At 57.1% G+C, this 24,365-nt stretch carries 22 protein-coding genes; 8 read left to right on the plus strand and 14 right to left on the minus strand.

The window, feature by feature from the left end; all coding sequences use genetic code 11:
• Positions 1–15: 15 nt before the first annotated feature.
• Positions 16–1,446: a cytochrome-c oxidase, cbb3-type subunit I gene (gene ccoN, locus ABNF92_RS18760; protein ID WP_136631816.1), complete on the minus strand. Its 1,431-nt coding sequence runs from the start codon at positions 1,444–1,446 to the stop codon at positions 16–18.
• 220 nt (positions 1,447–1,666) lie between these two features.
• On the opposite strand from ccoN, the gene ABNF92_RS18765 reads away from it, so the two are divergent.
• On the plus strand, positions 1,667–2,314 hold the full coding sequence (locus tag ABNF92_RS18765) for an alpha/beta family hydrolase (RefSeq protein ID WP_349342988.1): 648 nt from the start codon (positions 1,667–1,669) through the stop codon (positions 2,312–2,314).
• A gap of 3 nt (positions 2,315–2,317) precedes the next feature.
• Here ABNF92_RS18765 and ABNF92_RS18770 read toward each other — a convergent pair whose 3' ends face one another.
• A complete protein-coding gene (locus tag ABNF92_RS18770; protein ID WP_349342989.1) occupies positions 2,318–4,159 on the minus strand; it encodes a diguanylate cyclase in 1,842 nt (613 codons plus the stop codon).
• A gap of 112 nt (positions 4,160–4,271) precedes the next feature.
• Between ABNF92_RS18770 and rlmM the strand changes: the two genes are divergently transcribed.
• Positions 4,272–5,348 (plus strand): 23S rRNA (cytidine(2498)-2'-O)-methyltransferase RlmM, encoded by a 1,077-nt coding sequence (gene rlmM, locus ABNF92_RS18775; protein ID WP_349342990.1) that lies wholly within the window; start codon positions 4,272–4,274, stop codon positions 5,346–5,348.
• Here rlmM and ABNF92_RS18780 read toward each other — a convergent pair.
• On the minus strand, positions 5,345–5,635 hold the full coding sequence (locus ABNF92_RS18780; RefSeq protein ID WP_069183365.1) for an antibiotic biosynthesis monooxygenase family protein: 291 nt from the start codon (positions 5,633–5,635) through the stop codon (positions 5,345–5,347). The two genes, rlmM and ABNF92_RS18780, sit on opposite strands and share 4 nt — an antisense overlap.
• An 86-nt stretch (positions 5,636–5,721) precedes the next feature.
• Here ABNF92_RS18780 and tusA point away from each other — a divergent pair, with 86 nt between their 5' ends.
• Positions 5,722–5,961, plus strand: coding sequence for a sulfurtransferase TusA (gene tusA, locus ABNF92_RS18785; protein WP_069183366.1), 240 nt, complete (start codon positions 5,722–5,724; stop codon positions 5,959–5,961).
• Positions 5,962–5,977: 16 nt separating this feature from the next.
• On the opposite strand, the gene dsbD is transcribed toward tusA, so the two are convergent.
• Complete coding sequence (dsbD, locus tag ABNF92_RS18790; RefSeq protein WP_349342991.1) at positions 5,978–7,870, minus strand: protein-disulfide reductase DsbD; 1,893 nt, start codon at positions 7,868–7,870, stop codon at positions 5,978–5,980.
• Positions 7,871–8,057: 187 nt separating this feature from the next.
• On the opposite strand from dsbD, the gene ABNF92_RS18795 reads away from it, so the two are divergent.
• From ABNF92_RS18795 to pdxB, 3 genes are read left to right on the plus strand one after another with little or no spacing between them, the layout of a single operon-like run.
• Positions 8,058–8,612: an elongation factor P hydroxylase gene (locus ABNF92_RS18795; protein ID WP_083231775.1), complete on the plus strand. Its 555-nt coding sequence runs from the start codon at positions 8,058–8,060 to the stop codon at positions 8,610–8,612.
• A gap of 6 nt (positions 8,613–8,618) precedes the next feature.
• On the plus strand, positions 8,619–9,902 hold the full coding sequence (locus ABNF92_RS18800; protein WP_349342992.1) for a DEAD/DEAH box helicase: 1,284 nt from the start codon (positions 8,619–8,621) through the stop codon (positions 9,900–9,902).
• A gap of 17 nt (positions 9,903–9,919) precedes the next feature.
• Positions 9,920–11,071, plus strand: coding sequence for a 4-phosphoerythronate dehydrogenase PdxB (pdxB, locus tag ABNF92_RS18805; protein ID WP_349342993.1), 1,152 nt, complete (start codon positions 9,920–9,922; stop codon positions 11,069–11,071).
• Between the two features lie 46 nt (positions 11,072–11,117).
• Here pdxB and htpX read toward each other — a convergent pair whose 3' ends face one another.
• The 3 genes from htpX to ABNF92_RS18820 form a co-directional block, all read right to left on the minus strand.
• The gene (gene htpX / locus ABNF92_RS18810; protein WP_349342994.1) at positions 11,118–12,002 is read right to left on the minus strand and encodes a protease HtpX; all 885 of its coding nucleotides are present in this window, start codon (positions 12,000–12,002) and stop codon (positions 11,118–11,120) included.
• Positions 12,003–12,097: 95 nt separating this feature from the next.
• Positions 12,098–12,568, minus strand: coding sequence for a hypothetical protein (locus ABNF92_RS18815; protein WP_349342995.1), 471 nt, complete (start codon positions 12,566–12,568; stop codon positions 12,098–12,100).
• A gap of 11 nt (positions 12,569–12,579) precedes the next feature.
• Positions 12,580–13,794, minus strand: coding sequence for a pyridoxal phosphate-dependent aminotransferase (locus tag ABNF92_RS18820; protein WP_136631795.1), 1,215 nt, complete (start codon positions 13,792–13,794; stop codon positions 12,580–12,582).
• Positions 13,795–14,045: 251 nt separating this feature from the next.
• On the opposite strand from ABNF92_RS18820, the gene ABNF92_RS18825 reads away from it, so the two are divergent.
• Positions 14,046–14,537, plus strand: a complete 492-nt coding sequence (locus tag ABNF92_RS18825; RefSeq protein WP_349342996.1) for a glutathione peroxidase — start codon at positions 14,046–14,048, stop codon at positions 14,535–14,537.
• Here the strand turns inward: ABNF92_RS18825 and ABNF92_RS18830 are convergent.
• Positions 14,526–16,874 carry an ATP-binding protein gene (locus ABNF92_RS18830; protein ID WP_349342997.1) on the minus strand — a complete coding sequence of 783 codons (2,349 nt, stop codon included), beginning with the start codon at positions 16,872–16,874 and terminating at the stop codon, positions 14,526–14,528. The two genes, ABNF92_RS18825 and ABNF92_RS18830, sit on opposite strands and share 12 nt — an antisense overlap.
• Before the next feature lie 53 nt (positions 16,875–16,927).
• Positions 16,928–17,695: a hypothetical protein gene (locus ABNF92_RS18835; protein WP_069183376.1), complete on the minus strand. Its 768-nt coding sequence runs from the start codon at positions 17,693–17,695 to the stop codon at positions 16,928–16,930.
• Positions 17,696–17,926: 231 nt separating this feature from the next.
• Here ABNF92_RS18835 and ABNF92_RS18840 point away from each other — a divergent pair, with 231 nt between their 5' ends.
• Complete coding sequence (locus tag ABNF92_RS18840) at positions 17,927–18,937, plus strand: LysR family transcriptional regulator (protein WP_069183377.1); 1,011 nt, start codon at positions 17,927–17,929, stop codon at positions 18,935–18,937.
• Here ABNF92_RS18840 and ABNF92_RS18845 read toward each other — a convergent pair.
• The 5 genes from ABNF92_RS18845 to mnmA all read right to left on the minus strand — a co-directional run bounded on the left by ABNF92_RS18845 (position 18,926) and on the right by mnmA (position 24,350).
• Positions 18,926–19,891 carry a GNAT family N-acetyltransferase gene (locus ABNF92_RS18845; RefSeq protein ID WP_349342998.1) on the minus strand — a complete coding sequence of 322 codons (966 nt, stop codon included), beginning with the start codon at positions 19,889–19,891 and terminating at the stop codon, positions 18,926–18,928. The genes ABNF92_RS18840 and ABNF92_RS18845 overlap by 12 nt on opposite strands.
• Positions 19,892–19,896: 5 nt before the next feature.
• Positions 19,897–21,048, minus strand: a complete 1,152-nt coding sequence (locus ABNF92_RS18850) for a cupin domain-containing protein (RefSeq protein ID WP_349342999.1) — start codon at positions 21,046–21,048, stop codon at positions 19,897–19,899.
• A 17-nt stretch (positions 21,049–21,065) separates the two neighbouring features.
• A complete protein-coding gene (purB, locus tag ABNF92_RS18855; RefSeq protein WP_136631791.1) occupies positions 21,066–22,433 on the minus strand; it encodes an adenylosuccinate lyase in 1,368 nt (455 codons plus the stop codon).
• 88 nt (positions 22,434–22,521) lie between these two features.
• Positions 22,522–23,166, minus strand: coding sequence for a high frequency lysogenization protein HflD (gene hflD / locus ABNF92_RS18860; RefSeq protein WP_136631790.1), 645 nt, complete (start codon positions 23,164–23,166; stop codon positions 22,522–22,524).
• A complete protein-coding gene (gene mnmA / locus ABNF92_RS18865; RefSeq protein WP_349343000.1) occupies positions 23,163–24,350 on the minus strand; it encodes a tRNA 2-thiouridine(34) synthase MnmA in 1,188 nt (395 codons plus the stop codon). The genes hflD and mnmA overlap by 4 nt, the downstream gene beginning before the upstream one ends.
• Between the last annotated feature and the right edge of the window lie 15 nt (positions 24,351–24,365).

Raw genomic sequence — 24,365 nt, forward strand, 5'->3', positions numbered from 1 at the left:
CTGATCTCTCTCCCGTTACGCCGGCTGGGTTGCCGCGTTGTCCTGCGCAATCGCATCTTTCTGGCGAACGGTCATGTAAACGTTGTAAGCCATGATAAGCATGCCGGTCAGGAAGATAGCGCCGCCAAGGAAGCGGACGAAGTAGCCGGGGTAAGAGGCCTCCAGTGCTTCAACAAAGCTGTAGGTCAGAGTGCCGTCCTGGTTGACCGCACGCCACATCAGGCCCTGCATAATGCCGTTGACCCACATGGCAACGATGTACAGTACGGTACCGACTGTCGCCAGCCAGAAGTGGGCGTTGATCAGGGCTGTGCTGTACATGGCCTGAACACCCCAAAGCTTGGGAATCAGGTGGTAAACGGCACCGATACTGATCATGGCAACCCAGCCCAGGGCACCGGAGTGAACGTGGCCGATGGTCCAGTCAGTGTTGTGGGACAGGGCGTTAACGGTCTTGATGGACATCATCGGACCTTCAAACGTGGACATGCCGTAGAAAGACAGTGAAACCACCAGGAAGCGAAGAATCGGATCGGTACGCAGCTTGTGCCATGCGCCCGAGAGGGTCATCATGCCGTTGATCATGCCGCCCCAGGAAGGTGCAAGCAGAATCAGGGACATGACCATGCCTGCGGTCTGTGCCCAGTCTGGCAGTGCAGAGTAGTGCAGGTGGTGACCACCGGCCCAAACGTAGGTGGCGATCAGGGCCCAGAAGTGGACGATCGACAGACGATAAGAGTAAACAGGGCGATTGGCCTGCTTGGGAACGAAGTAGTACATCATGCCCAGGAAGCCTGCGGTCAGGAAGAAGCCTACCGCGTTATGGCCATACCACCATTGCATCATCGCGTCGGTAACGCCGGCATAGGCAGAGTAAGACTTGAAAGCACTGGCGGGCAGCGCCATGTTGTTACCGATGTGCAGGCATGCAACGGTAATGATGAATGCGCCGTAGAACCAGTTGGCCACATAAATGTGGGGGGTGCTGCGCTTCATGACCGTTCCGAAGAACACGAGCGCGTAGGTTACCCAGACAATGGCGATTGCAATATCGATCGGCCATTCAAGTTCGGCATATTCCTTGGAAGAGGTAAGGCCGAGCGGCAGGGTAATTGCTGCGGCGACAATGATCGCCTGCCAGCCCCAGAAGGTGAAGGAAGCCAGCCCATCGGAAATCAGTCGGGCCTGACAGGTGCGCTGCACCACGTAGTACGAGGTAGCGAACAAGGCACTTCCACCAAAGCCGAAGATAACGGCGTTGGTATGCAGCGGCCTGAGACGGCCGAAGTGGGTAAAGGGCAGGTCGAGGTTGAGGGACGGCCAGACCAGCTGTGCTGCAATCAGCACACCCAGCGCCATACCTACAATACCCCATACCACTGTCATGATGGCGAATTGTCTCACCACCTTGTAGTTGTATGTCAGGTTTGCATTTACTGTGCTCATAGCCTTACCAATGGGTTTATAGTGGGGAAATATGCGGGCGCAAGTATGGAGAAACGGTAAGCTGTTTGCAATGACTCAGGTCAACTCCTGACATCCGTCAAATGCGCCGAAATCAGCAACATGGCTTCCTTTTCAGTACCGTTATTGGAGTTGTTTAAGCGTAGGGAATATGTGTTGCCTGAGAGCAATGATAGTCGCTTAAAGGGATGAGGTGAATTCTGTGGAGTTGATTAAGACCAAAGGCTATGAAAGTCATTCTAAAGTCGTGCTGATTCTGGCGCACGGTGCTGGAGCGCCGGCCGACTCGACCTTCATGGAAGAGCTGTCTGCGGCTCTTGAGCGTGAGGGTATTGGAACTATTCGCTTTGAGTTTCCCTACATGCAGAAACGTCGCCAGGATGGAAAGAAGCGTCCGCCAGACCGGGAGCCGATACTGCTGGAGTACTTTTCCGGGGTGATTGACCGGGTTCGGGCAGAGCTAGGGAGCGGCAGTCTGATTCTGGTTGGGGGTAAGTCCATGGGCGGCCGCATGGCGAGCATTCTCGCCAGCCGTCGGGAAGATATTGATGGCGTGATCTGTTTTGGCTATCCATTCCATCCACCGGGGAAGCTGGACCGTTGGCGAACCGCACACTTCCGGGATCTGAACTGCCCGATTCTGGTGCTGCAGGGAACGCGGGACCCGTTTGGCAAGCCCGACGAGCTGGCGGACCACCAACGGGACCTCGAAGCCATCGATTTGCGCTGGCTGGAAGGCGGCAATCACGATTTCCAGACCCTGAAAAGTCAGCCACAAACCCAGAGTGAGCTGATTGCGCAGGCTGCCCGGGAAACCCGGATCTTTGTAGATGAGCGGTTTGAATTCTGAGCGTTACTCCGCCGCGATCGTGTCAGACAGCTGAGCGCGGTTGCGACCCTCGCTTTTCGCACGATAGAGCGCTTCATCCGCTCGCTCGAACAGCTGGTTCTGGGTCTCACCGGGGTTGAGCGACGCGATTCCAGCACTCAGCGTCATTCTCACCTCGGTGCCATCCGGACCCAGAAGCGGCGTGCTGGCGATGTCTTGCAGCAAGGCCGAACAGACGTTCAGGGCGCCTGCGGCATCGGTTCCCGGTAGCAGCAATGCAAACTCCTCACCGCCAAAACGGATGGCGACATCCCTCGGACGCTTTACATGCCGGGTCAGCATTTCGGCTATGAATTGAAGGCAGGTATCGCCGAAGCCGTGGCCCCAGGTGTCGTTTATGCTCTTGAAGTGGTCAGCGTCGACCAGGGCCAGGGTCAATGGTTGGGAGGTTCGACGGGCCTCGGCGCATAGCTCGGGGAATATGTTGTTCAGGTGTCTCCGGTTATGCAGGCCCGTAAGGGCGTCGTTGAGACTCATTGTCGATAATTTCCGGTTGGCCTTTTCCAGTTCCCTCATGGTATTTCTCAGCTGCGCTGTGCGCTCGTGCACCTTGAATTCCAGCTCTGTCCTTGCATTGTGTTCCACATCGAGGAGCTTTTGGTTGAGCAGGCGCCATCTCTGGACCATGGCATAATTCAGTAGAATCACCTGTCCTCCAACCGCTGATTGCATCAGGGCTTCCCTTGCCAGGAAGTCTGTAAGATAGCCAAATGCGGCCAGGGCGTAGATCAGTCCTCCAACCAGCATGATCAGCCACGCCATCAGGTACCAGATGGCGGGTTGATAGCCCTGCTTCCAGCGGACGGCCGCAATGATGAACAGGCTCGAAATAACCGTCATCGCCAGCACGGTGTTCAGCAGAATGGTCTTGTTGTAGGGCAGGATCAGTGTGAGAAGCAGAAACCCGATGCAGAACCAGGCCTGCCCCTTGAGCACGGTCTCGGAGATGGTTCGCCTTTCCACTTCCAGGAACGAACGGCCAAAAAGTATCATGGCAAGGGCGCAAAGCGACAAAGATAGAGGGATTGAAGTGTTGGCAAAGCTGGCGTTGTCTGGCCAGAAGTACTGATTCGCAAAGCCGCCCATGGCGAACAGAAAGAGCCCCAGTGCCGCCAGGTAGAACGCGTTGTAGAAGTAATAGCCGGTCCCGGAACTGAAAAAGAGTAGCAGGTTGAAAACCGCGAATACGAGGAGGGCTCCGTAGAAAAGCCCGTGGGTCAGTGTCAGGTGATTGCTGCGGGCAATCACTTCTGCAGCAGTTTCAAAGCTGAGCGGCACGTTGAGAGCGCCATTGCTGTGGATCCGGATTGTTAAAGACCGTGTCTCGCCGCCATCCAGGGTGACGGGGAGTAGAAAATACCGGTAGTCTACCGCTCGTGATGCGAAAGGCCGCTGATCACCGGTAGCAAGGGTTTCCGTAATTCCGTCGCCCGTTTGCCAGAAGGTCACTTCGTCCAGCAGGGGATAGTTGACCTTAAGGTACCAAGCGGAGCGTTCAGTTCCGGGGTTCCTGACTTGCAGGTGGACCCAATAAACGGATTTGGTGTGACTGAAAACCAGGTCCCGCCCGTTCGCTGGCGTCCACTCGAGATCTTCAGGAAGCTCGGTCGGATCCTTTGCCTGATGGCCGGGTGCGCCCGGCGGCGCGCTGTAATAGCAAACGTATTGCATCAGTGACGCGCGGGTAGCAGGATCGGTCGCATCGAGTGTGGGGCAGCCAGACGGCCGGGATCCTGCGTCTGGCAGTGCCAGCGCAGGGATCAGCAAAAGGCTGAGAATGGCAATCAAGCGCAAAACGGACGTCATTCATGGCTTCCCGCGTCTATCAGAGCGGGAAGTGTAGCCAGAGAGGACAATCCGCGCTGTTAAACAGATTCAACTTTTACGGGTTGGTTTTCAGCCCTCTTTCAGGAAATGCATGGAACAGATTCTCGTGTTTTGCCGGCCCGGCTTTGAAACCGAAGCGGGTCGTGAAATGACTGACTCAGCCGCGGAAAAGGGTATTTTCGGCTATTTCGAGCCTGTAAAAGACCAGGGGTTGGTGCGTTTTTATCCGGCTGCGCCACAAACCGCGGAAGATGTGATGGCCCGCCTCATGCTTGAAGAGCTGGTATTTATTCGGGACTGGATCGTCGTGCTCGGAGAATTCAGCTTGCCCGAAACTGACAGGGTGGGTGCCGTGATAGAAGGGCTTCGGGATCTCGGGCGAGGCTATCCCGGATGTGCGCGGCTTGAGGTCAGGTTGCCAGAAAACAATGCCGACAGCGATCTTGGAAATTTTGCCCGAAAGTGGGTATCGCCGCTCTCCCGGGGCCTGCGCGGAGCCGGCCTGCTCAAGGCCGACCAGAATGCCCAGGCTCCGGCGCGTCTGGAAATTCTTCTGCAGGACTTCTCTTCGGCGGTTGTCGGTTTCAGCCTCACGGATAACCGGGCCCGTTATGTTGGTGGTATTCCGCGGCTGCGGCTGCCAGCATCAGCGCCCAGTCGGTCTGCGCTCAAGCTGGAAGAGGCCTGGAAGGTGTTTTTACCACCGGAACAAGAACTTGAATACCTTGGTGGTGGCAAGAAAGCCGCAGACCTGGGGGCCGCACCCGGTGGCTGGACCTGGCAGCTTGTACGCCGGGGTATGATGGTAACGGCCGTGGATAACGGTCCCATGCAGGCCGAACTGATGGCGTCGGGGCAGGTGGAGCATGTGGAAGCGGATGGTTATAGCTGGCGTCCCAGGCGGGGGATCGACTGGATGGTTTGCGATATTGTGGACCAGCCCCGGAAAACTGCAAAGCTGGCGGTGACCTGGCTCGGCGAAGGCCTTTGTCGTTACACGGTATTCAATCTCAAATTGCCGATGAAAAAGCGGTACGACGAGTGGCTAACCTGTCGTGATATCCTCGTGAATGGCCTGAGCCAGGCGGGCATTGGCTTTCGTCTCAAGGCCCGCCACTTGTATCATGACAGGGAAGAGATTACCTGTTTTATTGAACGGACTGGCTAAAAGACGCTCTGTTCCAAGACGGTGATGTGCTCGTCTTCGTCCATCATGGGGATGAGTTCCAGCATGAGCTCGCGACGTTCGTCGGAGTGGAACCAGCGGTCCCAATCCGCTTCGGATCGCCAATTGGCCAGGGTAAACCGGTGATTGGGGTCATGGCTGTCTGCCAGGGTTTCTCCGGAAATGAAGCCGGGTGCACTCACAGCCTGCTGCAGAACCTTGCGGGAACGTTCTTCGTAAGCTTCTTCCAGAGTCTCGGCAATATGACGTTCAATCAGAACCCGGATCATGACAAACCTCCAAGTGTTTTAATGGTTATAAACAATAATTTAGCAGGTTTTTACGAAAAATCAGGTTCAATGACAGGAGAACTAGTGTGAGCGCAACCGAATACGACCTGGAGCTGGACGCCCGTGGTCTTTTCTGTCCGGAGCCGGTCATGATGCTGCATAACCGGATAAACGATGTTCAGCCCGGTGGCGTGTTGCGAGTTGTGGCCACTGATCCTTCCACGACCCGGGATATACCGAGATTCTGCCAGTTCCTCGGCCACGAGCTGATTAGTAAGGTCGAAGACGATGACCTGTTTGTCTACCTGATACGCCGGGGGCAATAGAAGAGCTGCTCGTTGGTTAAACCTCCGGGCGTAGCGTCCGGAGGTGCCCCAGAAATTCCTCCCGATCCATTTCGCCCAGCACCCTTCGTTGGGGCAGCTCTTCTCCATTGGTGCCATAGAACAGTATGGCCGGCGGTCCGAAGAGGCCGAGTTCGTCCAGCATTGCCTGTTGTTCCGGTGTATTGTCGGTCATGTCGATCTGCAGCAAGGTGTAGGGGGCAAGCGCCTGAATCACATCCGGCTTACTGAACACGTTGCGCTCCATGACCTTGCAGGAGATACACCAGTCGGCATAGAAATCCAGCACAACGGGCCTGCCCTGTTCCCGCGCCTGCTGCAACATTGTCCGGATTTCAGCGGGCTGTTCGACGCGCACGAAATCCGCGTGCTGAAGACCAGCGGTGCCAACGGCACCGGATGACGCCGAGGCTATCGTGAAGGGTGCCAGAGGCTTCAGCGGGTCGTTGGCGCCGCCCACAGCGCCGGCGAGCAGAGCAAGGCCGTAGGCGAAAAGAACCAGGCCAAGTCCTTTACGGGTGCGCTCCCAACCCGCCTTTGCGGCATCAAAGGCGCCCAGCTGGACGCCGGTGATAGCAACAAGAAGACCCCATAATGTCAGCGCCAGCCACCCCGGGACCAGACGCTCAACCAGCCAGATGGCCACCGCCAGTAACATTACCCCGTAGAAGTGTTTCACCGCGGTCATCCAGTGGCCGGTTGTTGGCAGTAGTTTCCGCCCTCCCACGGCTACCAGAATCAAAGGAATGCCCATGCCCAGACCTAGTGCAAAAAGCGCGACACCACCGATTACGGCGTCCTGGGTGGTGGAGATATACAGCAGACTGCCCGCCAGCGGCGCCGAGACACAGGGCGATACGATGAGGGCAGACAGGGCGCCAATACCGAAGATGCTGAACACCCGGCTACCGGTGAGGCGATGGCTGGCGTCATTGAGTGGTTCGCGAATGAAGCGGGGAAGCTGGATTTCGAACAGATCAAACATCGACAGGGCGAATACAACGAACAGCAGGGCAAAGACGCTCAAAACCCAGGGTGACTGCAGCTGTGCCTGAAGGTTGAAGCTGGCGCCGAGCAAGCCTGTCAGCACCCCGGCTGCGGCGTACGTCAGTGCCATGCCCAGAACGTAGCTGCCGGACAAGAGCAGGGCATGACCGGTGGTTCGGGTGTTCCTGCCAGAAACCAGCGATGAAATTATCGGTACCATTGGAAGGACGCAGGGGGTAAAGGTCAGTCCCAGCCCCAGCAGCAGAAACACGCCTGCGATTACGAGGGTAGATTGCTGAGCGAGAAAACCGGCAAGACCGGTGGCGGTCTCGGTGTTTACGGGGACGCTCTGCCCCCCGGAAAAGCCGGCTGCCGAGGCGGCTTGCGAGCCTGAGCCGCCGCTTCCCTGATAGAAAAGTACATCTCGTGTCTGGGGCGGGTAGCACAGTCCCGCCTTGGCGCAGCCCTGATAGGTTACCTGCAGCTCAGCTTCCCGGATGCCGGCAGGAAGGGAGACCGGAACACGGGCTTCAATGGGGTCGAAAAACACCGTGGTTTTGCCGAAGAATTCGTCTTCCGTCACCGTTCCCGGCGCCGAGAAAACCGGTTCGCCGAGAGCGACATTAGAGTCTTTGGCGGTAATGCTGACTCGTTCTCGATAAAGATAGTGCCCGGGTGTGATATCCCAGGAAAGAACCACGGAGTCGGCATTGGTGGTGAAGCTGAAGGGCAGTGCTTCATCTACCGGCAGGAACTCGTTACCCTGGCCACCAAACAGGGAGCTGCCATTACTGCCAAGGGCCCAGGAAGCCGAGGCCCACAGCGCGAGGGTAAGTGCGAGAAACAGGCCAAGCGATTTCGCCCATTGGCGTTTCATCTTTGATACTGCAGCGAAAGCCATCATCGATTGTATGATTTCCCGGTTAGTGTCTCTTTAATCAGAGTCTTTTAAAAGCGGACTGTTACAGCAAAATCGCTGCCGGCCAACGCCAGCAATGGACACGAGGGGCCTATCAAAGTTCCCTCTGGTATTGGGGGCAGTAAAGTCGCACAATAGCCACCCAATGAATCACAGTCCGAATGATCTTATCATGCTGTTCAATGACCTTTTCCGGGAAGCATACCGGACAGTTCTGGTCAAAGGCAGCGATGAACCTGAATACTTGCCTGCCAGCGGGCCCGAGGGCCTCGCTCAGGTTATTTTTGCTCACGGCTATTATGCCAGCGCTTTGCATGAAATAAGCCACTGGTGTATTGCTGGTGAGCACCGGCGCACACTTCATGACTATGGTTACTGGTACTGTCCGGATGGCCGAACACTGCAACAGCAAGAGGCTTTCGAGCAGGTCGAGGTTAAACCGCAAGCCATTGAATGGTTGTTTTCGGTAGCTGCGGGTTCCCGTTTCCACATCAGCGTGGACAACCTCTCCGGAGTTGGCGCCGCCAATGAAGCGCGTTTCAGACACAACGTCCGGAGCCAGGCAGGCGAGTATCTGGTGCGGGGTTTGCCGCGCCGGGCCCAGGCATTTTTTGATGCGCTGGCAACATTTTATGGTACCGGAGAAACCCTTGAAGAGCGCTGGCTTGAAGATGCCCGGCGTATCGCTCCGTCTTATTCTGAATCAGGACATTCCCAGGAAAACTGAAACTCTATGACATCTGACCCAAAAAACACCGGTGACCTGAGGTTCAGTGATCTGAACCTCGACAAGCGTTTGCTGGATGCCATTACGGCCATTGGTTTTGAATACTGCACACCCATCCAGGCCGAAACACTGCCCTGGACACTGGCCTGTGAAGACCTGATTGGTCAGGCACAGACCGGCACTGGTAAAACCGCTGCGTTTCTGATTACGGCCATCCAGAGTCTGCTGGAAACCCCGGTTCCCGAGAAAGATCGTTTTGCCTCCGAACCCCGGGTACTTGCCCTGGCGCCGACACGGGAGTTGGCGATGCAGATTGCAAAGGATGCCGAGCAACTGTGCCAGCACACCGGGCACAATGTGGTGACCGTCGTTGGCGGCATGAACTATGACAAGCAGCGGGACCAGTTGCAGAACGAGATCGTCGACATTCTCGTTGCGACTCCTGGGCGCCTCATCGACTTTCTAGGATCCCAGGATGTATTCCTGGACCAGCTCGACATCCTGATTCTGGATGAGGCTGATCGAATGCTCGACATGGGCTTTATCCCCGATGTGAAGCGGATCATCCGCAAGTGCACCCCCAAGGAGGAGCGTCAGACCCTGTTGTTCAGCGCCACCTTCAACCAGGACGTGCTCAATCTGGCCTCCATGTGGACGAGTAACGCAGAGTTCGTGGAAATCGAGCCGGAACAGAAAACAGCGGAGCGGGTTGAACAAACCGTGTACCTGGTGGGCGACGATGAGAAGCTTCCGGTCCTGGTTAATTTCCTGAAACGGCCGGAAGTGGAAAAGGCACTGGTGTTTGCCAACCGCCGGGACCAGTGCCGCGACCTGGAAGAGGACTTGAGGAATCAGGGCGTAAAGGTGGCTCTGATGTCTGGCGAGATCGCCCAGAACAAACGCCTCAAAACCCTGGACCAGTTCAAGAAGGGCAGTATCCAGGTGCTGGTTGCTACCGATGTGGCCGGCCGTGGCATTCACGTGAACGGCGTGACCCATGTCTTCAACTACAATCTGCCGGATAACGCCGAGGATTACGTGCACCGTATCGGGCGTACGGGCAGGGCTGGCAAGCATGGGGTTTCCATCAGTTTTGCCGGGGAGGATGATTCGTTCGCACTCCCGGCCATCGAGACCTACATCAGCCAGAAGCTCAAGACTGCGGTGCCCGATGAGGCGCTTATGGCGCCCATGGAGAACCCGCCGATTACCCGCAAACGTGGCCGACGACCACAGGGTTCAGGCGGCCGTGGTCAGGGTGGTCGTAATCAGCGTCAGCGCAGGAACTGACAGGGCCGGATACCATCATGTTGATCGTAGCAGACGAGAATATTCCCTTACTGGATTGCTTCTTCGGCGATATCGGAGAGATTCATCGGGTCTCCGGTCGTACCATGTCGAACGCGGATGTCCGTGATGCTGACATACTGCTGGTCCGTTCCGTCACGAAGGTAAACCGTGAGCTTCTGGAGGGCAGTCGGGTCCGTTTCGTGGGCACATCCACCATCGGTACCGATCATGTTGATCTCGACTGGCTCGAGCAGTCGGGGATCCGGTTCTCTGCGGCGCCGGGTTGCAACGCCAACAGTGTCGCTGAGTATGTGCTGTCCGTGTTATCCCTGCATGCTGAACGGCGTGGACTTGCCGACTGGTCCCAGCTCAGCGTCGGTATCGTCGGCGTCGGGAATGTTGGCGGTGAGCTGGCGCACAAACTGGAACGCCTGGGCTTCGATGTGCGCCTCTGCGATCCGCCCAGAGCGGATCGGGAAGAGGGCGATCAGGAGTTTGTGGCGCTTGAGGAAGCCATGAGGTGTGATGTGGTTTCCCTGCATACTCCGCTGACCCGCGAGGGGGATCATCCCACGCTGCATATGATCGGCGAGTCCGAGCTTGCGGCCCTGAATTCGAATCAGCTCCTGATCAATGCTGGTCGGGGAGAAGTGATTGATTCGTCAGCGCTGCTGGCCCGCCTTGAACAGCCCAACCCGCCCACTGTGGCCCTGGATGTCTGGGAGCAGGAACCCAGAATTCACCCCGGGCTGGTTGAAAGGGTCTGGTTGGCAACACCGCACATCGCCGGATATAGCCTGGAAGGCAAGGTTCAGGGAACCGAAATGATCTACCAGGCCCTGAGCCACTTTTTGGGGCTGCCGGTTCGCAAGAAGGCGGGTCAGTTTTTGCCGGAGCCGGCCCTGAGCAAAATTTCATTTACCAGTTCTGCCGATGAAGAAGATGCCATCCGTATTGCGCTGAGAGCCTGCTACGACCCTCGTCGCGACGATGCCAGACTGCGCAATACCATGACCGGATCCGCTGAGGAGCGTGGCGCAGCCTTTGACAGGCTACGGAGGGACTATCCGGTTCGCCGTGAGTGCTCCAGCCTCAAGATCCAGCTCAAGGGCACCAGCAAATCCTTGCAGGACAGTTTCAGGGCTATCGGATTCAAGTTGAAAATCTGATCCTGCAACACCTGAACAAAAAACGGGGCCTTTGGGCCCCGTTTTTTTATAGCTTGGCCTGCTGTAGCGCCTGAATCCTGTCTTCCAGTGGCGGATGCGTCATAAACAGGGCGCTCAGGCCACCACGGGCTCCCCGATTGATACCGAATGCCTGCAGTGAGTCCGGCATTTGATCCGGTACCTCGCTCTCCTGTTTCAGCCGTGCCAGCGCGCTGATCATGGCTGAGCGACCCGCTAACTGGGCACCGGCAATGTCCGCACGGAATTCACGGCGACGGGAGAACCAGAAGACGATGGTGCTCGCCAGAATGCCCAGGACAATCTCGGCAACGATGCTGACCGCGAAAAAGCCGAGCCCGTGCCCGCTTTCATTCTTGAAAATCACCCGGTCGACAAAGGAGCCGATCACCCGGGAGGCGAAGATCACGAAGGTATTCACCACACCCTGAATCAAGGCCAGCGTAACCATGTCACCGTTGGCAACGTGGCCGATTTCGTGGCCCAGCACTGCCCGGATCTCGTCCTTGTTAAAGCGGTGTAAAAGCCCTTCGCTGACCGCTACCAGCGAATCGTTTTTGTTCCAGCCCGTAGCGAAAGCATTGGACTGGGACGCCGGGAAAATGGCGACCTCTGGCATGCCGATACCGGCATTCCTGGCCAGCTCGGCCACAGTATCCACCAGCCAGCGTTCGGCCGGCGTGCGCGGGGAATCAATGACCCGGGCCCTGGTGCTCCACTTGGCCATTCGCTTGGATATCAGCAGTGACACGATGGCGCCGGCGAATCCGAAGACCGCAGCGAAAGCCAGCAAAGAGCCGTACTGAATGCCATTTTGGGCGAGGTGGCTGTCTACGCCCAGAATTTCTCGCAGTGTAAAGCTGGCGACAAGGATTACAGCAAGGTTGGTTGCCAGAAACAGCAGAATACGCATGTTGGTTCCCTGATCAGTTCGTCACAGAAGATGAAGCCGTCACTCAGACCGTTATATGCGGACGTGGTTCAATCAATCAACGAGCTTACGGTGATTTAATGATTGCCGCGGTCCGCAAAGAAGGTAGTCTGCATGATATGGCTGATTCTGGCGGAGTTACCACTGCGAAGGGCTGTCCGGATCAGGTGAATGTGGGTGGAAAGATCTTCCTTGACCGAAGGAGGCAGCGAGCCTGCTGAATTCTCCCCGGGAACGCCGAATTCCCTGGCTAAAGCTTGTGGTGCCGGAGAGCTGAGGCGGATAAACGCGTCCCGTGTCAGTACAGCCTGATCCAGAGCCTCCTGGCGAATGGTATCGACGTACCTGAGCAGGCCTTCCTCAGAGAGCCAGAGCAGGGCGCCAAAACAGGCCATGTGCCGCTTGCTGTGCAGGCCGAACTCGTCCGGCTCATCCGGCCCGGCTATGTCTTCGACAAACAGGTTTATCCGACGCGGGAAGGCGCCATAAAGTTGCACCAGAGCAATCGCCGCATCCTTGTAGAATTCCTCGACGTGAATATCGGCCATGGTTCTCCCCGTTATTGCTGGTATTGGGCCAGGAAGTTTCCGAGCCGGCCCATGGCGTCTTCCAGGGTGTCTTCCCGTGGCAGGAACACCACTCTCAGGTGTTGTTTGTCGTCAATGTTGAACGCAGACCCCTGCACCAGAAGAATTTTTTCCTGAATAAGCAGGTCGAGGACCAGCTTCTCATCATTCACGATCGGGAAGTGCTTCGGATCCAGTTTCGGGAAAAGGTACAACGCGCCCTGAGGTTTGACACAGCTTACTCCCGGGATGTCGTTGAGCATTCGCCAGGCGATCTCCCGCTGTTCATACAGCCGCCCGTCCGGTGCCACCAGATCATTGATGGACTGGTAGCCCCCCAAGGCTGTCTGAATGGCCAACTGGGCCGGCACATTGGCACAGAGCCGCATGTTGGAGAGCATGTCGATGCCTTCGATCAGATCCTTCGCCCGATGCTTGGCACCACTGACAATCATCCAGCCCGAACGGTAACCGGCTGCCCGGTAGTTCTTGGACAATCCGTTATAGGTGAAGAAAAGCACGTCGTCTGCCAGTGAGGCGGTGGAAACATGCTGGGTACCGTCGTAGAGAATCTTGTCGTAGATTTCGTCGGACAGAATGATCAGGTTGTGCTTTCGAGCCAGTTCGATGACCTGTTCCAGAAGCTCTTTCGAGTACACCGCTCCAGTCGGGTTGTTCGGGTTGATCAGAACAATGGCACGGGTTCGTCGGGTGATTTTCTTGCGGATGTCGTCGATATCCGGAAACCAGTCCTGCTGCTCATCGCACCGATAATGCACGGGCTTGCCACTGGAAAGGGTGACGGCGGCTGTCCACAGGGGGTAGTCCGGGGCGGGAATCAGCACCTCGTCACCGGTGTTCAGCATGGCCTGCATGGTCATGACGATGAGCTCACTGACACCGTTACCCAGGAAAATATCGTCGATGTCGACTTTATCGATGCCCCGCTGCTGACAGTAGTGCATCACTGCCTTGCGAGCGGAGAAAAGCCCTTTTGATTCCACATAGCCCTGGGCCATGTGCATGTTGTAGATGACGTCCTGCTGGATTTCCTCAGGCACGTCCAGTTCGAAGGCGGCTGGGTTGCCGATGTTGAGCTTGAGTACTCGATGACCCTCTTCTTCGAGTCGGCGTGCTTCCCGCAGAACTACGCCACGGATTTCATAACACACGTTATCCAGCTTGGCGGATTTATAGTAGTTCTGCATAAGACCCGGCTGTCCTTCTTTTGAGAGCGGAAAATGGCATCTGCCAACACGACAGGCCTTTATTCTAGCGGAGCGAGGGCCAGCGGCAACAGGGGAATTATGATGAATTGTGGCGTGTCGGGGCAGATTTAGCTCACAAACCTGAACCGTTTTTTAAAAATGATGGCCGTACAGCCTGCAATGCCATGGTTTTTTACTCTGCATTGTGAACAATGGTCCGGGACGAATGGAAATATCAAACGGAGAAGCTTATGGCAGGCGAGACGGTCTACGATTTCACCGCACGGGATATCAAGGGCAATGAAAAAAGCATGGCAGAGTACCGGGGTAAAGTGCTCCTGATCGTGAACACTGCCAGCAAGTGTGGTTTCACACCGCAGTTCGAAGGTTTACAGTCCCTTCACAAGGAACTAGGCGACAAGGGCTTTGAAGTTCTGGGTTTCCCGTGCAACCAGTTCCTGAATCAGGATCCGGGCAATGAGGATGCCATCAGCCAGTTCTGCAGCCTGAACTACGGTGTCGATTTTCCGATGTTCGCCAAGATTGAGGTCAATGGCGATGGCGCTCATCCGCTGTTCCGCTTTCTAAAGCGAGAGGCCAAGGGGTTGATGGGGTCCGAAAAGGTGAAATGGAACTTTACCAAGTTTCTGGTAGGGCCCGATGGTAAGGTTGTACGCCGCTATCCGCCCACAACCAAGCCGGAGGATATCCGGGCCGATATCGAGAAACTTCTACCGGCCTGAGACCTCCGCTGAGTCAGAGGGTCGCCAGCGTTCAATCACGGCCCGGAGCTCTTCCCGCTTGTACGGCTTGGTTATGTAGTCATTCATGCCCGATGCAAGGCAGTCTTCCCGGTCGCCTTGCATCACGTTGGCCGTCACCGCAATGATAGGTAGTTGCTGCCATTGCGGATTCTGGCGAATCCTCTGTGTTGCCTCGTACCCATCCATCACTGGCATCTGGCAATCCATCAGCACCAGGTCGTAGTGGTTATTTTCGAGCGCCTGCAGAGCTTTGAGGCCGTTTTCGGCGGGGTCCGCCCGGTGACCGAGCTTTTTCAGCAGGCTGGTTGCCACCAGCTGATTCACCTGGTTGTCCTCTACCAGGAGGATAGACAGAGAAGGTTCAGCGGCGTTTTGGTCAATCGTTTCAGCCCTGTGTGCATGCTGATCGTCCGAATGAACCAGGCCCGCGGCCAGGCCAAGGCAGCGAAGTAGTTCGTCCCGTCGCAACGGCAGTGACAGTAGCTGGTGGTTGGCTTTACCGGGGGGCAGGGTCCCGGTAGCGTCGGCAAGAATCACGCCAGGGCCCTGCCAATCGTTGGCAAACTCCAGGGTTTCTTTGTCTTCGGCGCTGGCGAGCGCCAACAGAATTCCGTCCGGGTCCCTGCTTGCTCCGCGGATTGGAATCCCCCATTTCCGCAGCTGAGCCTCGATGGCCGAACGGTACGGGTTGTCCGCGGGGATCGCCATGGCAATGCCAATGTCTTTTAACCGTGGGTCCACTCTCGGCAGGTCCTGTGCCCCGGAAGTCTCGTGTATCGGCAATGGCAGGGTGACGGTAAAGTGAGTTCCGCTGCCTTCCCGGGAGTCCACCAGGATCTGGCCATGCATGCGTTCCACTAACTGACGGCAGAGTGTCAGGCCGAGGCCGGTACCGCCATAAAGCCGGGTGGTGTCCACGTCAGCCTGGGAAAAAGGAGAGAATATCCGGTGCAGGCCCTCTTTGGACATGCCTATTCCGGTGTCCACAACGTCAATTCTCAAGCTACCCCCGGAATAGGCTGCCCGAATTCGGACACTACCCTCGTCGGTGAATTTGATGGCATTGCTCAGCAGGTTGTTGAGCACCTGACGTACCCGTGTTGGGTCTCCCAGGAAGTTTTCGGGCAGATCAGGGTCGACTTCGGTAACCAGGAGAATCTGCTTCCGACGCGCCTGTTGGGCGTGCAGTGTGGCGCATTCCTCGATCAGGTGCCGGACACTGAAGGGGATATTTTCCAGGCTGAGCTTGCCGGCTTCCACTTTCGAGATGTCCAGTATGTCGTTCAGCAGGCCAAGCAGGCTTTCGCCGGCGTTCAGAGCAATTTCCATCCGGTTGCGCTGAGCCGGGTCCAGTTCGCCCTCCAGGGCCAGCCCCAGCATACCGAGAACGCCATTCAGGGGCGTGCGTATCTCGTGGCTCATGCTGGCCAGGAAATTAGCCCTTGCCCGTGCTCGCCGAACCGCATCCTCCTTGGCTTTTACCAGGGCACGGTTACCCCGTTGCAGGGCCTCGTTCTTCTCCGAGATTTCCCGGGTACGGTCTGCCACTTCCTGTTCAAGCTGAGTGGAGTAGTTCTTCATGGCACTCTCTGCGTGCCGGAGTTGGGCGAGGCTTGAGTCAATGGTCTCAAGATGCTGATTGATGATGCCAACCATGGTCCCGATCTCGTCTTCCCGATGGTTTGCCGGGATCGGAAGCCTGACTTTCTCTGGAGTGCTGGCCTGCACCTGGCTCAAGGCACTGATCACATTGAGCATGGGGCGGGTAAGCACAAAATAGAAGATGGCAAGCAATGCGGCCGAGAGAATCAGGCTCTTCAAGAGGCCGCTGATCAACGTGTAGCCGGCGCGCTGAAGAAACTGCGCGCCGTAGTGATAGGTATCGATGGTGACGATCAGGTGGCCGAGCGGCAAATCTTCAAGCTGTGGGACCTGCAACTCCTGTCTGAATACCCTGTCGGGGCCGAATAGCAAATCACTGACCCAGCGATAGGACGACACCGGGCTGCTTTTGCTTGCGGCGGCCATGGTCTCGTTGTCGTTATCGGTAATCCGGGCATCAATGGTGGCGGGGTGACGAAGCAAGCCATCGAGCAATTCTTCCGCCAGCCGGACATCAATGTTGTAGGCAATCTGTGACGCGGGGCTGTTGCTGATGTCGATCAGGGCGTGGATTTCCTTCTCCATCGACTCCTTGGCGCTGAAATAGTCCAGGGTAATCTGGATAACATTCAGCACCAGCCCGAGTGCCATGGCAACCAGTACCGTGTCCCGGGTCAGTCGATAGGAAAGTCGTTGTTTAAAGCCCTTGCTCACGGGTTTGCACTATCCCTGTTGACGGGTCTGCAATAGTGACCCGTTCGGTGCCTTCAGTCGTCGTAGTCGGCCTTTTTCTTCCACTCGTCGTCGTGGAGGAAGGTATCCCACTCTCGATCCAGTTTGGACTCTCCCAGCGGGCTTTCCTTACCCTCTGCACTCAGCGCCTCAAGCTCCTTGATGCGGGTACGGAAACTCTTGACCGCTTTCATGGCCAGAGGGTTGTCGCGGGATTTGCCCATTTCGGTACTGGCCAGGTGATAGGCGTGGATGGCCTTACGAAACTGGTTCTGGCGCACGTAATCCCGGGCCTGAAACACATGCAGGTCCGCGTGGGTCTTGTGGACCAGGAAGAGCACATATTTGAGGTTTTTCTTGGCGGTAGCCGCATCGATTCGGCCACTCTTGTGCATTGCTTCAATCATTTTGAAGAGGTTCTGAAGCAACTCTTTGACATAGTTGGACTTTTCGGCGGAATCGATCTTGACGGGAGTGGTCCTGTCCCGCTTTTCGATGATCTCGGCTTTCAGCTCAGCGGCGGCGTTCTGCCACTCCTTGACCGGCAGGTTGGACTTGAGCCCGGCAAGCTCCCCACAGGCTTCTTCCATGCGCTTGATCAGGAGCAGCTTCAGATCGGCCGTCAGATACTGGCCGGGAATTTCGGTCAGTAGTCGATTGGCCCTGTTGTAGGCGTCTTCCTGGGCTGTAATCTTGCGAGCCCGCTCAATACGGGCGCGCTCGCGCATCTGGCTGAGCACAATAATGACAATCGAGACGGTAACGATGGCCGCCAGCAGAAGGACGATCGTAGTGGTATCCATTTTGTCAGTAACGACTCCGGCTTCAGGATCAAATGATGGCGGGTCTGTAAACCGGCCTCAAAGTACCGATATTATTCAGCAAGTATCAGAAAGACTAGCAGAAATACCGCCCCAGATCCGTTTTCAAATGTGAAAGTTCGTGTTGCGGATTGATTCCGTGAATCCACTGTATCATGTATATTGTTTTCGTGAATGGTGGTGATTTCCCGTTTCTGATGCTTCGGAGTTTTTGTGGATATTTCCCGTGTCGATTTGAATTTGCTCGTTTACCTGGATGTGTTGTTGCGCGAGCGGAATGTTACCAAGGCTGCTAACCACCTGGGTATTACCCAGCCTGCCATGAGTAATGGCCTGAGGCGGCTACGGGACCTGTTCAGCGATCCGCTGCTGGTGAGAACCAGCGAGGGGATGACGGCCACGGAGCGCGCGCGGGAGCTGCAACCGCTGGTGCGGGGTATCCTGTCGGATATTGAGCAGGCCGTGCAGGAGAAGACACCGTTCTCGGCCCTGGACAGCCAACGCGTGTTCCGGATCATGGCCAGTGATTATGCTGAGTCCTGCCTGATGCCAAGGGTACTGAGGCGGATCCGCCAGGAAGCACCTCACGTTACCCTGGACGTACTTACGCCCAGTGATGTGAGCTTTCTGGATGTGGAGCAGGGGCGGCTCGATATGGCGATTAACCGGTTCGACAAGATCCCGCAATCTTTTCACCAGAAAACCCTGTGGACCGAATATTTCGCCTGCCTGATGAACGCCCGAAATCCGGTACTGAAGGAACCCTTCACTCTGGATACCTATCTGGATGCCAGCCATATCTGGGTCAGCAAGACCGGTTTTGGCGTTGGCGTGGGGGTAAACCCCAAGGATGTCCAGCGTCTGGGCTGGGTAGACGAGGCACTCTCAAGAATGGGGCGCAAGCGTCAGATTTCGGTGTTCACCCGGCACTATCAGGTGGCGATGTTGCTGGCCGAGCAGCACGATTTGGTAGCAACTCTGCCATCCCGGGCGGCCTGGCTGCAAAAAGACAATCCGAACCTGGTGGTGAAGGTTCCGCCGTTCGAGATCCCGCCATTTGAATTGAAAATGGCCTGGAGTCCGCTGCTGCAGCACAATGCGGATCACCAATGGTTGCGCAAACTGATTGCCGAGGTGGCCACCGAGGTTGATACCGAGTTTGCTCCGTTCGGTGCCAGATTCGAAGCGCCGGACGCGCCCCAGGCCCATCACTCAGAGCGGTAGTTCCCGGAGTTCCAGGGAAGGGCGCGCCGCATCCCACATGCGCTGGAAATTTTCAGACAGCAGCTTCACCCGGCCGCCGTCCAAAAACTTGGCAAAGCCTTCTGGTTTGTAGAAGTCGTGCCGGTAAACCACACCTTCACGATCCGCGAGGATGAAGGGCTGGTCCTCAACCGGATAGTCCTCATTCACCAGTCGAAGCTCCATTCGGCTGGGTAGTCGGCGCATCAACTCGACCAGGGCGTGCCGGCGTTTGACCAGAGGCTTGTCGTCATGGATAAGCAACCTGACTTCACTGAGCCGGTGCCGGCGGGCCAGGGCCGAAATCAGTTCCCGGAACCGATGCCGGTCATAAAGATCATGTTCGAGCAGGCGGTCGTACAGCCAGATCCGCTGGCTGGCCTGCCCAACCACTGAATCCATCAGGCCCAGCAGTCTCGATTCGGTATCGAATAGCCAGGAATCCGTATCGCTGCCCAGAATCATGGGGTGATCACTGGCCCCGAGACTTCCGGCGACAAGATCCGGCGCCAGACAGCGCATGTCGAAGTGGGGTATGCCGGCGTCGTCATAAACGCCAGAACAGACATGGAAGCCTGAGCGCTGGTAGAACGGAATGGCGTGCTCTTGGGCAGACAGTTTGAGCTCGGAAAATCGATTCGCGGATTCCGCAATCAGGTGCCTCAGCAGTGCTTCCCCAATGCCCCGGCCACGGAATTGGGGCAATATCGCCATGCGACCAATGTGGCCGGTTTCTTCCAGTGTTGAAAACAGCCGGGCTACGCCGGCCGGGGTGTTATCAGGGAGAACAGCGAGGTAATGGTCGGCAATTTCGTCGGTTTCATCCCATTCCAGTTCCGATGGGACGTTCTGTTCCTCAATAAACACCTGCTGGCGAATGTCGCGGATGGACCCCGGAGCCAGTTGCCAGCTGTATTTGCGAAACCGGATGCTCATAATGCCTATTCGAAGTAAACGGAGCCCTGATTGTAGAGCGTGGTCAGAAGCCCAAGCAACGCGTCATCGTCAGCAAACCCGGCCAGGGCAGCCATATCCACGCGGGCGGCGGAACACAGTAACGGAGCGAGTGGTCGGGCGTCACCCTTGAGCAGGAACTGCTCGCCATCGACAAACAGCGCGGTTTCGCTGGCGAAGTCGTAGTAGGCGAAACGGGAGCCTTCGTTCCAGCGCAACTGCTCGCCTGCGTGAATCGCTTCCGCAACATCCTCGTTGGACGCAGGCTCGTCGGCGGGAACGACAATATCCATGCTCTTGGGTGCAGTGGAGAACTGGCCAAACCAGAGCGCCAGTTGCCGGCGGTCGCCAAGCTTTTCCCGGATCACATTCTCCAGGCGATCTACCACATCTGGCTGGATCGTGCCTGGATTCTCCTGCACCTTCAGGTCCGGATCGTTCAAGTGATCCGCTGCGTCGGAGCGGCTGCAAAGGAAGTCGGTAAAGCCGGTAAGAATATCGTCAATGGTCGGCGCCCGGAATCCCACCGACAGGGTGATGCAGTCATCTTCCGCAACTCCGTGGTGCCCAATGCCCGGGGGAAGGTACAGCATGTCACCAGGTGCCAGGGTAACGGTTTCCTCGCCATCCCAACTGCTCAGAATGCGGAGCGGGGTGCCCTCCACCCTGGGTGATGTGTGGTCGCAATGGCCACCAAATGTCCATCGACGGTGACCCTGGGCCTGAAGGAGGAATACATCGTACTGGTCGTAATGCGGGCCGACACTGCCGCCTCTCGGGGCAAAGCTGGCCATGATGTCATCCAGGCGCCAGTTGGGAATAAACCGGAAATGCTCGAGAAGGTCGGCAATATCGGGCACCCAATGGTCCAGGCCCTGCACCAGCAGCGTCCAGTCCTGTTCAGGTAGTGAGCTGAACCGGTCCGGCGAGAAGGGGCCATTGTGGAGCTGCCAGGGTTTGCCATCGTCGTTTTCGATGACAATCCGGGACTCCACGCCTTCCTCGCAGGCAAGGCCTGCCAGTTCATCAGCGCTGACCGGGCACTGGAAGCCCGGAAATGCCTGACGGATAACCAGCGGCTTTTTCTGCCAGTAGTCTCGCAGAAATTCAGAAGGTGTCAGTCCGCCAAGCATGTCCATGGGTGTTGCTCCCGGTTTCAGATGTTTTGTGCCTGATCGACGGCGTTACCGATATAACGACCCGGAGTCAGGGCCATCAGTTCGGCCTTGGCCTGCTCCGGAATGTCCAGGCTCTCAACGAAATTCTTGATCACTTCCGGGGTCATTGCCTTGCCGCGGGTCAAAGCCTTGAGTTTTTCATAGGGCTTTTCAATGTTGTAACGGCGCATCACGGTCTGGATCGGCTCGGCAAGCACTTCCCAGGCATGGTCCAGGTCCTCATCCAGGCGAGCCGGGTTGATTTCCAGTTTGCCGAGGCCCTTCAATGTTGCTTCGTAGGCAATCAGGCTGTGGGCAAAGCCAACGCCCAGGTTGCGTAGTACGGTGGAGTCGGTCAGATCCCGCTGCCAGCGTGAAATGGGCAGCTTGGCGGAGAGGTGGCTGAAGAGGGCGTTGGCGATGCCCAGGTTACCCTCGGAGTTCTCGAAATCGATGGGATTTACCTTGTGGGGCATGGTTGAGGAGCCCACTTCGCCTTCCACCGTTTTCTGCTTGAAGTAGCCGAGTGAAATATAGCCCCAGATGTCACGATCCAGATCGATCAGGATTGTGTTGAATCGGGCGATGGCATCGTACAGTTCGGCGATGTAATCGTGGGGTTCGATCTGGGTGGTGTACGGATTCCAGTCGAGGCCAAGGCTCTCGATGAATTCCCGGGCATTCAGGGCCCAGTCGATTTCCGGGTAGGCCGACAGGTGAGCGTTGTAGTTGCCCACAGCGCCGTTGATCTTGCCCAACAGCTCGGTGTCACGGACCTGCTTTACCTGTCGACGCAGACGATGGACCACGTTCGCCAGCTCTTTGCCCACGGTAGTGGGTGAGGCTGTCTGGCCGTGGGTGCGCGACAGCATCGGCTGTTGGGCGTGGTCATGAGCCAGCTGCGCCAGCTTGTCGACCACACGGTCCATGGCCGGCAGCAGGCCGTGGTCCAGGCCTTCCCGCAGCATCAGGGCATGGGACAGGTTGTTGATGTCTTCGGAGGTGCAGGCAAAATGAACAAATTCGGTGACGGCGTGCAGTTCCGGAACGCCGGCAATTTTTTCCTTGATGAAGTACTCGACCGCTTTCACATCGTGGTTGGTGGTGCGTTCGATGTCCTTGATACGCTCGGCGTCTTGAAGGCTGAACTCACTGACCAGACTGTCCAGAACTCTGTTGGCTTCGGCGGAAAACTGGGGTACCTCAGTTACTCCGGGATGAGCGGCCAGCTTTTGCAACCAGCGGATCTCGACGGTTACCCGGTTCCTGATCAGGCCATATTCACTGAAAATTTCACGGAAGACGCTGACCTTGCTGCCATAGCGTCCATCGACCGGGGAAATGGCGGTCAGGGCGGTGAGTTCCATCGAAAACCTCTCAAGTCATCAAAGATTCGGATCAAAAGAAAATAAGGGGTGCATATCATACACCACCGGAGGCACTGAATCAGCGCCGTCAGTGGTACAGGGAGCGATTGGCTTCCTCGGCCAGTTCGCCGGCGAGCCGGATAACTTTCTTCCGGGCAAAGATCAGCTGCCAGCGGCGGCCGCCAGTCTGGCGCCAGAGCACGGCGGACCGAATGCCCGCAAGCAGCAGGGCGCGCACTTTGGCAGCATTCTCCTCCCGCTGCAGCACCGATGGGTTGCCGCTGACCTGGATCCGCAGTCGGAAGGTGCTGATGGTATCGGCATAGACCGATGCCAGATTGCTGATCAGGTTGGGGTGGGTGTACCCGAAGTGGCTGGCGGTATGCCTGGCCTGATCGATACGACTACCAATCACGTCCAGCATGTCGGAGCGGCGATTCAGTTTGGATTCGAGCTGGATCAGATTGAGGGCGTAGCGCAGTACTTCGATGTCCTGCTGCCGGGATTGCTGGCTGAGCACCGAAGACAGGGTGACAAGGCCTTCACGGATGTCGCGAAGTTCGCCGCCATAGACATCCAGAGTGTTCGCCGGATCGGTGGCAAACAGGGAACGAATAGATGTTTCCAGGCTGGCTTCGTTGCACTGGCCATTGTGGGCAATCTGCTGGACCAGGTTCGCGGCCTGGAACACGCCGGCCAGCGCCAGCGTCTGATCCTTGAGGGAGCGGCTCATGCGGTTTCTTCCTGGCGCCGGGTTCCGGTCAGGCGGTCTGGCAAGGGTTCGCCGTCTCGCCAGGTCTCTTCTATAACGCCGCCGCCGAGACACACATCGCCGTCGTAGAAAACGGCGGATTGCCCGGGCGTGACGGCGCGCTGAGCATTGTCGAAGTCCACCCGGACGCCGCCCTCGATAACCTCAACTTCGCAATCCTGGTCTGGCTGCCGGTAGCGGGTTTTGGCCTTGCAGCGGAAGGTTCCTGCCGGTGCTTCGCCGGCTACCCAGTCAATCGGCCCGGACACCAGGCCTCGGGAAAAGAGCAGGGGGTGATGCTTTCCCTGAACTGCAATCAGGACATTACGACTGAGATCTTTCTCCGCCACATACCAGGGCTCATCCCCGAATTCACTGAGGCCGCCGATGCCGAGCCCCTGCCGCTGGCCAATGGTGTGATACATCAGGCCCTGGTGCCGGCCAATTTTCTGGCCATCGGGTGTCTCAATATCGCCGGGCTGGGCTGGCAGGTATTGCTTCAGGAAATCCTTGAACTTGCGCTCACCAATAAAGCAGATACCGGTGGAATCTTTTTTGTCGTGGGTAACGAAACCCTGCTGTTCGGCGATGCGACGGACTTCCGGTTTTTCCAGCTCGCCCACCGGGAACAGTGTCCGTGCAATGCGGTCGCCGGAGACAGCATGCAGGAAGTAGCTTTGATCCTTGTTGGGATCGAGCCCTTTCAAGAGCTGGGCCTTGCCCGGGGAGCCAGCAATCGGACGCTGGCGGGCGTAGTGGCCGGTGGCAATGTAATCGGCGCCAAGAGTAATGGCGTAGTCCAGGAACGCCCGGAACTTCACTTCCTTGTTACACAGGATATCCGGATTCGGTGTCCGCCCGGCCTGGTATTCGGACAGGAAGTGTTCAAACACCCTGTCCCAGTACTCCGCCGCGAAACTGGCGGTATGAAGCTTGATGCCGATGGCATCCGCCACGGCCTGGGCATCTGCCAGGTCCGTCATGGCGGTGCAGTATTCGGTGCCATCGTCCTCATCCCAGTTCTTCATGAACAGGCCTTCCACCTGATAACCCTGATCCTTGAGCAGCCAGGCGGCCACGGAAGAATCCACGCCGCCGGACATGCCGACAATGACGCGGGTGTGGGTTGCGCCGTTTGAAGTATGGGTGTCGGATGCGTTGTTCATGAGAGCTTTGTTACC

It is taken from the genome of Marinobacter sp. MMG032 (assembly GCF_040112695.1).
GTDB lineage: Bacteria > Pseudomonadota > Gammaproteobacteria > Pseudomonadales > Oleiphilaceae > Marinobacter > Marinobacter salsuginis.

Coding starts and splice junctions, on each gene's coding strand:
- ABNF92_RS18795 (WP_083231775.1), top strand. CDS start 8,058: ATGCTGTTCAATGACCTTTTCCGGGAAGCATACCGGACAGTTCTGGTC.
- htpX (WP_349342994.1), bottom strand. CDS start 12,002: ATGCGTATTCTGCTGTTTCTGGCAACCAACCTTGCTGTAATCCTTGTC.
- dsbD (WP_349342991.1), bottom strand. CDS start 7,870: ATGATGGCTTTCGCTGCAGTATCAAAGATGAAACGCCAATGGGCGAAA.
- mnmA (WP_349343000.1), bottom strand. CDS start 24,350: ATGAACAACGCATCCGACACCCATACTTCAAACGGCGCAACCCACACC.
- ABNF92_RS18835 (WP_069183376.1), bottom strand. CDS start 17,695: ATGGATACCACTACGATCGTCCTTCTGCTGGCGGCCATCGTTACCGTC.
- ABNF92_RS18815 (WP_349342995.1), bottom strand. CDS start 12,568: ATGGCCGATATTCACGTCGAGGAATTCTACAAGGATGCGGCGATTGCT.
- purB (WP_136631791.1), bottom strand. CDS start 22,433: ATGGAACTCACCGCCCTGACCGCCATTTCCCCGGTCGATGGACGCTAT.
- ABNF92_RS18820 (WP_136631795.1), bottom strand. CDS start 13,794: ATGCAGAACTACTATAAATCCGCCAAGCTGGATAACGTGTGTTATGAA.
- ABNF92_RS18770 (WP_349342989.1), bottom strand. CDS start 4,159: ATGACGTCCGTTTTGCGCTTGATTGCCATTCTCAGCCTTTTGCTGATC.
- pdxB (WP_349342993.1), top strand. CDS start 9,920: ATGTTGATCGTAGCAGACGAGAATATTCCCTTACTGGATTGCTTCTTC.
- ABNF92_RS18800 (WP_349342992.1), top strand. CDS start 8,619: ATGACATCTGACCCAAAAAACACCGGTGACCTGAGGTTCAGTGATCTG.
- ABNF92_RS18780 (WP_069183365.1), bottom strand. CDS start 5,635: ATGATCCGGGTTCTGATTGAACGTCATATTGCCGAGACTCTGGAAGAA.
- ccoN (WP_136631816.1), bottom strand. CDS start 1,446: ATGAGCACAGTAAATGCAAACCTGACATACAACTACAAGGTGGTGAGA.
- hflD (WP_136631790.1), bottom strand. CDS start 23,166: ATGAGCCGCTCCCTCAAGGATCAGACGCTGGCGCTGGCCGGCGTGTTC.
- rlmM (WP_349342990.1), top strand. CDS start 4,272: ATGGAACAGATTCTCGTGTTTTGCCGGCCCGGCTTTGAAACCGAAGCG.
- ABNF92_RS18825 (WP_349342996.1), top strand. CDS start 14,046: ATGGCAGGCGAGACGGTCTACGATTTCACCGCACGGGATATCAAGGGC.
- ABNF92_RS18845 (WP_349342998.1), bottom strand. CDS start 19,891: ATGAGCATCCGGTTTCGCAAATACAGCTGGCAACTGGCTCCGGGGTCC.
- ABNF92_RS18850 (WP_349342999.1), bottom strand. CDS start 21,048: ATGGACATGCTTGGCGGACTGACACCTTCTGAATTTCTGCGAGACTAC.